The organism is Pseudomonas deceptionensis, from assembly GCF_900106095.1.
GTDB lineage: Bacteria > Pseudomonadota > Gammaproteobacteria > Pseudomonadales > Pseudomonadaceae > Aquipseudomonas > Aquipseudomonas deceptionensis.
The window spans coordinates 1-1709 of the sequence record NZ_FNUD01000001.1 but is presented as its reverse complement, the minus strand read 5'-3'; the positions used below and the strand labels follow the sequence as shown (position 1 = coordinate 1709).

At 48.2% G+C, this 1709-nt stretch carries 2 protein-coding genes; both read left to right on the top strand.

What is annotated here, in order from left to right; translation table 11 throughout:
- Nucleotides 1-584 precede the first annotated feature (584 nt).
- Complete coding sequence (locus tag BLW11_RS00010; protein WP_048362296.1) at nucleotides 585-1007, top strand: hypothetical protein; 423 nt, start codon at nucleotides 585-587, stop codon at nucleotides 1005-1007.
- A 69-nt stretch (nucleotides 1008-1076) separates the two neighbouring features.
- Nucleotides 1077-1709 (top strand): hypothetical protein (locus BLW11_RS00005; RefSeq protein WP_139272518.1); only part of this gene is annotated, 633 nt, incomplete at its 3' end.

Below are 1709 nucleotides of genomic sequence, written 5' to 3'. Positions count from 1 at the left end.
GACCAATAGAACGCCACATAGATAATCCAAGACAAAAGCAGAGCAACAGCGCGCCATCCCTACGGTCTGTCGTGGCCGCCCTGCGGGACGCCCAAACCTTCCGGGGGAGCGCCCCGTCAGGCTTTCAGGGTTCCGACTCGCTGCGCGAGCCTCCACCCTCTTTCCTCCCCTGCGCCCTGGACGGGCTTGTCTCGAAAATTCACCCGCGTGCGCGCCCGGCAAAGCCGGACCAACCTGCATTCTGCCATTGCGCGACGTCTCGTTGCGGTCCGTTGTCCCTTTCTCGACTGCTCCATCGCGAATCCAGGTTGGTCCGGTTTTACCTGACGCGCACGCAAGCGGTGCGGCCGGATGCTGCGCACCCTGGTTTCGCCCTGGACGGGCTGCACCAGGGCAGAACGGAAAAATTTGGCCTGGGGGCCATTTTTCCTCACCCCCCTCGTGGGCTCGGGTGGTGTCTGTCCAGCTGTTTCCGCCGTCTTCGCCGGCGGTTTATCAGAGCGGCTAAGGCCGCTCTGGAAGCAGCTTTCAGCTGCCCAAAGTCTGCTGCGTTACCATGCAATTTTCGCCTAGGAGCAAACCTTATGCAGCGTTTAGCCAAACCCTCGGACTACGTCCGGCAAGACGTTCTCGGTCAATCGACCTACGTGCTTCCCTGGGAGCCGCGGCTGTGCCCGGGAAATCCTGCGGACGATCCGGAACTGGGCGCGCAGCTCTATAACGAATTTGCCTGCAACGCCGCTCAGGGCGTGACACCGCGATCACCAGCCGAACAGCTGTCTGACATCATCGGTTGGGCCATAGTTACGCCTGGAGAAGCCGCACGCAGCTTGGCGGCTGACCTCGCGGCGACCTACCAGGGTAAGCATCAGTTTCTAATGGAGGATTTGGAGCTTGGGGATGAGGAAACCAAGCCGCACCGAGCGCACCTGATTTTTCACAATGAGGATATTCGTGATCTGTCGGCTTCACGAGTGATGGCTTTACGTGAACGTATGGTTTTTTAGGTTTATCTATTCATAGCTATAAAATTTAATAAACTGGCAGTTGTGATATATAAAATCGGCGGATATTCAATGAATTATTATGCATCTCTTGGGAATAAAAGTTGTGTCGCAGAAGTTATCGATCCTTTCTTTTTAGCCAAACACATGGATCTTGATTTTAAGAAAACTGGATTGATAAATTTTGATTCCTTGAAAGAAATACATACTTATATAGATGTTTGTTTGAAATTTTTAAGCGATGAAATTATTTTTCTTTCTAACGCATATACTTATTGCGAGCAATACTATTGCGAAAAAATTGTGAGTTGTGTTATGGAGGAAATTGAAGACCGCAGTAAAAAGCTTGGTTATATTTGTTGTGATCTTTTTAGCGAGCTTGCTTCTTCAGAAAAAGCCGCTAAGAAAGCGAAAGAGGATAATATTCGTGAGCCGCTAAACCAAGATCAGTATCAGGAGTTAGCGTCTTCTGAAATTCATAAATTCTTGAAATTTATCGATGAAAAATTCGGATTGAGTTTTATTCAAAAAGATATTTTAGACCAATTTACTAGTATGGCTAATGGGCTTTCCCATTGGATAGGCTTGGATGCAGTAAACCATTTTACTTCTAAGCTTTCTAGGATAAATAGAGAGATTAATTCATTTGAGCGTGCTTTTTCTAAGGCATACAATCAAATTGATTTTGTAAAAAATGCTTTTTTT